Origin of the sequence: Peribacillus sp. NPDC060253 (genome assembly GCF_042727425.1) — a bacterium.
Taxonomy (GTDB): domain Bacteria; phylum Bacillota; class Bacilli; order Bacillales; family DSM-1321; genus Peribacillus.
Genome location: NZ_JBHXAS010000157.1, coordinates 1 through 8,580 on the forward strand (window position 1 = coordinate 1; position 8,580 = coordinate 8,580).

6 protein-coding genes are annotated in these 8,580 nt (G+C 37.3%); 1 reads left to right on the forward strand and 5 read right to left on the reverse strand.

Annotated features, from left to right (window positions below):
* Positions 1 to 394: 394 nt before the first annotated feature.
* Positions 395 to 1,624: a Gfo/Idh/MocA family protein gene (locus ACFWE9_RS24180; RefSeq protein WP_230159804.1), complete on the forward strand. Its 1,230-nt coding sequence runs from the start codon at positions 395 to 397 to the stop codon at positions 1,622 to 1,624.
* Positions 1,625 to 2,401: 777 nt separating this feature from the next.
* Here the strand turns inward: ACFWE9_RS24180 and ACFWE9_RS24185 are convergent.
* From ACFWE9_RS24185 to ACFWE9_RS24205, 5 genes are all read right to left on the reverse strand, one after another.
* Positions 2,402 to 3,304 carry an AEC family transporter gene (locus ACFWE9_RS24185; RefSeq protein WP_377359190.1) on the reverse strand — a complete coding sequence of 301 codons (903 nt, stop codon included), beginning with the start codon at positions 3,302 to 3,304 and terminating at the stop codon, positions 2,402 to 2,404.
* 94 nt (positions 3,305 to 3,398) lie between these two features.
* Complete coding sequence (locus ACFWE9_RS24190) at positions 3,399 to 4,832, reverse strand: aldehyde dehydrogenase family protein (RefSeq protein WP_230159809.1); 1,434 nt, start codon at positions 4,830 to 4,832, stop codon at positions 3,399 to 3,401.
* Between the two features lie 29 nt (positions 4,833 to 4,861).
* On the reverse strand, positions 4,862 to 5,587 hold the full coding sequence (locus ACFWE9_RS24195; protein WP_230159914.1) for a GntR family transcriptional regulator: 726 nt from the start codon (positions 5,585 to 5,587) through the stop codon (positions 4,862 to 4,864).
* A gap of 93 nt (positions 5,588 to 5,680) precedes the next feature.
* Entirely contained in the window at positions 5,681 to 7,021 is a 1,341-nt protein-coding gene (gene sftI, locus ACFWE9_RS24200; protein ID WP_230159811.1) for a sulfoquinovose isomerase, read from the reverse strand.
* Positions 7,022 to 7,308: 287 nt separating this feature from the next.
* A complete protein-coding gene (locus ACFWE9_RS24205) occupies positions 7,309 to 8,211 on the reverse strand; it encodes an aldo/keto reductase (RefSeq protein ID WP_377359193.1) in 903 nt (300 codons plus the stop codon).
* Positions 8,212 to 8,580 lie beyond the last annotated feature (369 nt).

Consider the following 8,580-nt stretch of genomic DNA (forward strand, 5'->3'; position numbering starts at 1 on the left):
CTTCCATACTCTACCGAATCTTTCGTTCATCAGATTTTCCACCTACACATAGCTTCTTCTTTTTTTTAATATGCCTTACCTATTAGTAAGGTGTAAATTCAGTTTTTATCTTTTCAGAATTTTTGATTATTTTAAAATCTTCACTTGTAATTTTGTAAACGTATTCTTATAATAAACAAAGGTACTGATTTTTATTTAAAGGTAATTACGTTTAGTGTGCATAATGTTGCAATTTGCCCTCAAACTTTCAGCATTAGCTTAGTAATTGCCTATCTTTCCTATAACGCTAGCAAGTGTATTTTACACCTTCTTTTGGAATACCAAAGTAAGTAATCAGAGGGAAAAACTCGTAAAACTTGATTAAAAAATAGGGCATTACACGGAGGTTATTGATATGAGTACAAAAAGAAAAGAATTAAACAGTAACTTTTTCTCAGGCTTTTTAAATGTTGATTACTTATCTGAAGAGGATAAATACATTTATAAAAGTGAACAACAAAAATATAAATTCAACGTTATTGGTGCTGGAATGATAGGACATGAGCATATTAAAGTAACCATGTTAGAAGGAAGAGCCACCATCCATGGTATTTATGATATAGATAAGAAAAGTATTGAAAATACGAAAAGAATGTTCTCAGAAAACTTCCCTGGCCACGATTTAGTAGAATATCAGAGTCTAACGGACGCTTGTCATGATCCACAAGTAGATGGACTAATTATTTGCACGCCAAATTATACCCATCTTGAGATTGTGAGAGAAGCTGTCAAATCTGGTAAACATATTTTACTGGAAAAACCAATGGCTACTAATTTAGAAGATGCATTGGAAATTAAAGAACTTGCTGATGATTATAAAGGGATATTTCAAATTGGCCTTCAATATCGATACAAAGCCATTTATAATGAATCGATTCATGAAGCAATCGAGCGAAAATCCATTGGTGACGTTAAAACAATTAGCATTGTAGAACATAGGGTTCCATTCCTCGATAAAGTAAATCAATGGAATAAATTTTCTAAGTATTCAGGCGGGACATTAGTTGAAAAATGTTGTCATTACTTTGACCTTTTAAACTTATTTGCTCAATCTAAACCATCTTACGTATATGCAACTGGAGGAAGCGCTGTCAATTTTACTGATTTTGAATATAAAGATCAAAAATCGGATGTTATTGATCATGCTAATGTCAATATCATTTATGAAAACGGTGTTAACACGAATTTTAATTTATGTATGTTTTCTCCTATGTTTTATGAAGAAATAACGATATGTGGAGATGAAGGAAGACTGAGAGCATATGAAAACGATGATTTTTTACCAGTAAATAGACCAAATACACACCTAGAAGTATTAAGTGGTGAAAGTAAACCTACAAGAATCTCCACTCCTTGTTATCCATCTGTTATCCAGAGCAGTGGGCATAATGGGGGAACCTATTATGAGCACAAATACTTTATTGATAATATTGAAGGCGTATCCACAACAACTGCAACTGTTGAAGAAGGCTTTTGGTCTATTGTCGTCGGAATCGCGGCAGAAGAATCCATAAAAACAGGAAAAGTAGTATACATTGATGAGTTGTTAAAAAGCGTTTATAAAGGGAAAGCTATAGTCTTCTAATGAATCGAATCTAGTAGGGGTACGTCTTAAGCACAGTCCTCTCCCCACAGTATGTAAACTATGGTGTATGGCGTTAAAGATCTACAACTCACCTTTCTGTATTTGTGTTCATTCTCGGTGTAAATGGGAGCATGTAAAATGCACAGTATCCTTTTCGGATATTGGAGCATCTTACATGCTTCTTCCCTTTGAATTCCGGGGTAAGCCGATACTTAGTTTTGTTTTCCCCTCATTCCACCGTAAGGCACTCACTCTAAATCCTATGTGCAAATCAATTTTCTAAACTATGTTATCAACAAATATTTAAGTTGTTCCGCCCCTTTGAATTTAACCATGAGACAATTATAGCAAAGACGGGTATTTCCATATCGCTGACTGTCCCCCCTTACATAGAAGAAACTTATTAAAAAGAAGCTTTTATATGATATAAAAGCTTCAGACAGTAGACAAACTCGATAATAATTGAGTTTGTTTACATTTTTTTAGGTTTTTAAAATTTGCCCGTTGATTTCCCCTCCAGGCACTCGCTTTCCGCGGGCGGTCCGGGAGACTTCTCGGTGCCTTTGCTCCTGCGGGTCTCCCTTGGACGCGCTTTTCCCACTGGAGTCTCGCACACCCGATCCAATCAACTTGTTTTTATAATTTAGATAGAATCCCTTTTGTCTACAAACTCATAATATCTACTTACTTGTTCAGGATTGAATTATTGGGAGGACTCTGATTAATCATCCTCTAACATTTTTTGATCATAAATATATATGGAATTCCACTATTTTTTTATAAGACCATCATAAAAATAATAGGCAAAGTAGCAAGACTTAACGAAGTACTAATTAGTGTCGTACTTGAAACAAACTCTGGCTCTGTATTGAATTGGAGAGCGTACATAGTCGTATTAGCTGCTGTTGGCATTGCAGCCATAATAATCATAATTTGTTTAACCATATCATCTACAGGCAAGAAAAGTGTTAGCATATAAGCAATGGCAGGTGAAATCGCAAGTTTGACAATGAGCGACCACGAAATCTTGGCTTTTGCTAAATGTTTTATTGATATTCTAGCAAGCTGCATTCCTAGTACGATCATTACTGTAGGAATAGCTGCATCAGCTACTAAGCCTACAGCTTCTTGTACGGCGCTGCTTAATGGAATATTCAATAATTGAAAAGTAGCGCCTAAAAGTCCGCCATACATAGTGGGCATACGTTGAACTGCCCGAAGCGCTGAACGTATACCATTACCTTCTGGACTCCCTTTTGCAGCATAATACACCCCCACCGTACACATAACCAATTGTTGTATCACCATTAAAATGATGGCAGATTTTAGTCCGGTAGCACCGAAAAGTAATAAGACAACGGGGGTACCATAGTTTCCATTGTTCATAAAAGACGACGCCAATATCATCCCACATGTCTCAGGAGTCGAATATCCGTGAAAAAAAGCAATCATATAAACAACTGCAATCAGGGAAAAACAAAGGACAAATGTGTAAAAAGTAAGATATAAATAATCAACGTTAAATGGTGTTGTATAAAAAGTTTGAAATACTAGAACGGGAGACATGATGTAAAGCGCCATTGTTGATATTGTCTTTGTATCAAATCCGATTTTCTTTTGTCCAATAAATCCGATCGCAAAAATACCGAAAATAGGTAGGAGAATAGTTAAAAACTCCATCTTTGTCACCTTCATTACCTTTTGTTTTGTCATATGGCTAAAGGAAAGACCTAGATTCTTTCCCCTCTAGGTCCTTTTTTAATAAATCATACAATTATAAATTTATGACAATAATACGTTCTTCCGTCATTTCTTCAATTGCATATTTCGGACCTTCTTTTCCATTTCCACTCTTCTTCACGCCACCATAAGGCATATGGTCGACCCGATATGCTGACGCATCATTAACAATCAGCCCGCCCACTTCTATTTCACGCGCTGCTTTCATTGTTAATTGTAAATCGTTCGTGAAAAGTCCAGCTTGTAAACCATAATCAGAATCGTTTACTTTAACGATTACTTCGTCTATCTCTTCATATGGTGCAATGGACACAACTGGCCCAAACACTTCTTGACGGCAAACTTTCATGTCATCATTTACATTCGTTAAGATTGTAGGAAAATAAAAAGCGCCATCACGTTTGCCGCCTAACTCAACCTGTGCACCTTGTTCTACTGCTTCTTTCACCCATTCCTCTACCCGCTCCGCTTCAGTAAGACGAATCATAGGTCCGATATCTGTATTTTCATCCAATGGGTTACCAACTACAAAATCTTCTGTTTTTTCTATTAACTTAGCAACAAAGGTTTCATAGATATCGTTATGAACATAGATACGTTGGACTGAGATACAAACTTGTCCTGCATTGTTAAAGCTTTTTTGTGAAACTAAAGTTACAGCTCTTTCCAAATCAGAATCTTTATGAACAATGGTGGCTGAATTGTTTCCTAATTCAAGAGACACTTTCCGTAATCCCGCCTTTGAACGGATTAATTCTCCTACCCGTGGGCTTCCTGTAAAAGTAAACATGTTAACATCTTGATTTTCTAGCAACCATTCACCAACTTTTGCACCATCACCAGTCAGCACTTGAAGGCGTCCCTTTGGTAGACCAGCCTCTTCCAATAGGCTTGCCAGTTTAATGGCACAGATTGGGGTTACTTCGGCTGGTTTTAAGACCACACTATTGCCAGCAGCAAGTGCTGGTCCGATTTTATGACAGACCAGATTTATAGGTGCATTAAATGGGGTGATAGCTGCAATGACCCCAACCGGAACACGTACTGTAAAGGCCATGCGATTCTCTGAACCTTGAGCTGATTCAACAGGCACACCTTCTCCATGAATACGCTTTGCTTCTTCTGCTGATATTTGTAAAGTTTGAGCTGAACGATCTACTTCTCCACGTGATTCGCGAATGGACTTCCCAACTTCAATAGTTAAAATTCGAGCAAATTCTTCACGACGCTCAATTAGCAACTGAGCAGCTTTCATTAATACCTCATATCGATCATATGGTGAAAAATTTACTTTTAGCGCTGTTTTTGCACTTTTTACAGATTTATCCACATGTTTTTTTGTGGCTACTGAAATTTGAGCTGCGGGTTCTTGCGTATATTTGTTTAGTACGTTCATTGTTTCTGACGTTTTCTCCCATTGACCATCCACATATAAACCATATTGCTTAACTAGTGTTCCATTCGTCAAATCTCTCCACTCCCTAAACGTATTAAGATTTATCTAAAAAGGTCAATATCATAATGATATTTATCACTACGATATTTTGTTATCGTAAATTCAAGTGGTTTATCATCAAATCCAAAGCTTAGCCTTGTCATTTCAAGCAAAGCTTCACCACCGCGAATGCCAAGTAAATCTGCTTCATAAATAGTTGCGTTGATTGCACAAATTTTTTCTTTCGCACGTTTTAAAAAAATTTCGTTTTCCTCTAGAATCTCATAAAACTTTGCACTATTCAGGTCATGTTTTTCAATTATTTTACCAATATGCCTGGGCCAACATGAGCGTTCAATGGCAATGGGAACATCATCAGCGAAACGGATCCTTTCAATTACAAAAACTTCTTCTCCCTCTGCTAGTTGGAGCATTGATGTTTCGTAATATAGATTTTTTTTAAAGTTTGCACGCAGTAATTTTGAATTAGGTGTCAAGCCTCTCTCTGTTACTTCTTCTGCTAACCCCTTTAGTTTTCCTAAGCTCCCACCAATAAGAGGTTGAGGCTTTACAATTGTTCCCCTTCCTTGTTTTTTCTCCAATAATCCATCTTGTACAAGAATGGAAATGGCTTGCCTTAAAGTGGTACGGCTAACATCAAATTCTTGCATCAACTCTTGTTCCGTTGGTATCAATGCGTTTGCCTTCCATACTTTTTCCTGAATGCGCTTAACTAAAATGTCTTTTACCTGTAAATAAAGAGCCACATTTTTATTAGCATCTATCATATTTTTCACGTTGTCCAACCCCTTTAAGCTAGTATATAGGATAAATTATATATCATTAACTAGCTATTGCTGTAATGGTGAGATACTGTTTTCTTATACATATACCTCGGTCTCTAATTGAAGGATACGTCCCAATTCAATTAGATGTTCCGTTACATCTCCATAAACTAGTGCAAAGTGAGGCTCATATCCTGCATGCATAAGTTTGTAAAGTGTGTCCATTACATCTGTTTTTAATTCCACTTCCACAGATGTTCCTGTAAACGGCTGCTCTCCATCCAATGCATTTCCTTTCATGACTAAAAGACGATAGCCTTCAGGTGTATGGCTTACTCTAAAGATCGTTACTACTCCTGCTTTCAAACCAAAATCCATTGCAAAGCCTATTTTCCGATTTGGATGTACACCGACTGTTGCCCCTGTAGTAGGATTGGCAAGAGAATAAGCTCCCGCACCACAATGCCAAAATACAACCGAATTTTTTGCTTCATCTACATGGACTAAATCTCCTAAATAAGGTGCATTTCCACCAGCTAATTCACGTAAAATAAACATAGAAACCGATCCATGAATATCTGATTCACATGATGTTACCATTCCGTCTTCTGTGAATTGGGATAGAGTCGAACACGGAGCTGCTCCCAACTCGTTAAAAAAGTCCGGCCAACACCGCATCGCCAATGCGTTCAATTCTTGTTGCTGGATATGTTTTTTTATGTACGTTGAAAATTGAGCGAACTTCGTAACGGTTTCATCATTACGATTCAATCCAATTACTTGTTTCTCAGCACGGTCAATTTCACCGATCCACTCTTGTTCTGGGAGTTCCACACAATGTGTAAACGCCTCTTGTAAATCAATCTTATGAAGTGTAACCCCAAGTGCTGTTTGCAGTTCTCCTTCATTAGATTGTGAGAAGAAGAAACCTGGTGGATATTCACCTACCACGCCTATTTTCAGCTCACTTAATGCCTTTAGAACACGCATAACATCAAATTGTCTTAGTAAACGCTTTCTTAAAGCATCTTCATCTGGATTCCCGAATACAAAAGCAAACGGATGTTGATGATTCCGCAGTACATTACTTGTACTGTTCCCGCCAGTTAATGAATTGAGGCGTAATCGTCCTCCAACACTCGGTTCGCGAACTGACCAAACAATGACAGGCTGCTTGAAATACTCCAATACCTTGACCATAAACTCTCCATCTGCAAAAGTAACACTCTGATATAAAACCGTATCGAATTTCACATCTTTTATGGAATCTAAAAAATCTTGAAGTTCCTCAACAGATGTCACGGTTTGTTCTGGTGCTACAAGATGGCTGCAGCTTTCTTCCAACCACTCCATACTTTGCTTACGATATATTTCAGCTGCTTCAATATCAAACGTTTTTCTACCTATAGGTAAATATAAAACGACCGTGTTAAGCATGTACGAACCCCCTCTTATCCATGATGTTAATTCATTATAACCATTATAAAATACATAACTACCTTTATCAATAAAAATATACTATTAAAAATTGAAGGTATTACTTAAAAGGGGTAAAGATTGATGTTCCAGTCGTTCACTTGAATTAATAGGTTGGTCTTTACGGAAGGATTGGTTAAACGATTGCCTGTTTACATCTCTAGTTAATTCCCAATTATGTTTTCACGCAAAAAAGAATGGGCCCCCTTTTGGAAGTCCCATACTTTTGCGGTTCAACTGTATGATCATTACGGGATATCATGCCCCATGGAACTTGTTAAAATGTTGAACCATTGCTGTTGTTTCATACTTAGGTTTAATGAATCAATTGCGGTATCCAAGCGTTCTTTCTTGCCGGAACCAACGATTGGAATGATTTTTGCAGGATGCTTCAACAGCCAGGCATACATGACTTCATCTATTCCATTAGCCCCTATTTCTTCTTTTACGATTTCTAACGTTTTTCTTAAGCGGACAGCCTTTTCATCCGATTCCTCAAAGATGCTTCCTCCTGCAAGCGGTGACCATGCCATCGGCGCCACGCCCGTTTGCTGACATAAGTTCATGGTTCCATCTTCGAAGTTCTCAAGATTATATGCAGAAAGCTCCAGTTGATTCGTCACGAGTGGATATTCAAGATAAGATTGAAGCATATCCCATTGCGTTTTTTTGAAATTCGATACGCCAAAGTTACGGACCTTTCCTGATTCTTTTAATTGATTAAACGCCTCAGCCGTTTCAGCCGGGTCCATCAGGGGATCCGGACGATGGATAAGTAATAAATCTATATAATCCGTTTTAATATTCATAAGTGATTGTTCAACAGACTTTATTATATGGTTTTTACTAGTGTTATAATGGTGACTTTTATGAGAAGGACGGTTTTCTGATTGAAGTACTATGCCACATTTCGTAACGATCTCCATTTTATCGCGTAAAGATGGCTTTAATGAAAGAGCGTTCCCAAAAATCTCTTCACATGTGTAACTACCATATATATCGGCGTGATCATATGTAGTGATACCTCGATCCATACCATGTTCAATAAGTGATAGAATTTCTTCGTTTGAAAATTTCCAATTTGCTAATCTCCACATACCGTGAACAATGCGTGAAAGACTAAAATCTTCAGTTAAATGGACTCTTTGCATGCCTTTTCTCCCCTTTTATATCATAATCGACCTTGCTAAAAAGTTGTTTGTTATGGCTTACCTAAGTTAATGCTTTCTGTCCTGATTATCCTTCATAAACATATTGGTTAATCTGTGTCAGTATCATTTGCTACTGCCCTGAACATTAGTATAATTTAAAATTTCGGAGAATCCTAATCTTGAGTGACCCTTTTATGCCATATTTCTTTAGCTTAGTTTCATGACCTACACTAAAGAAATGTATCGCCGCCTTGTGCGTGCAATTTCCCCGTTAGGTCCATAAGAAAAAGGCTGCCGTAGCAACCTCTTAAATAAGAACTCATTCCCCTAGCAGCATGCATTAACTTTACACCCTTCTTATCAATAGTC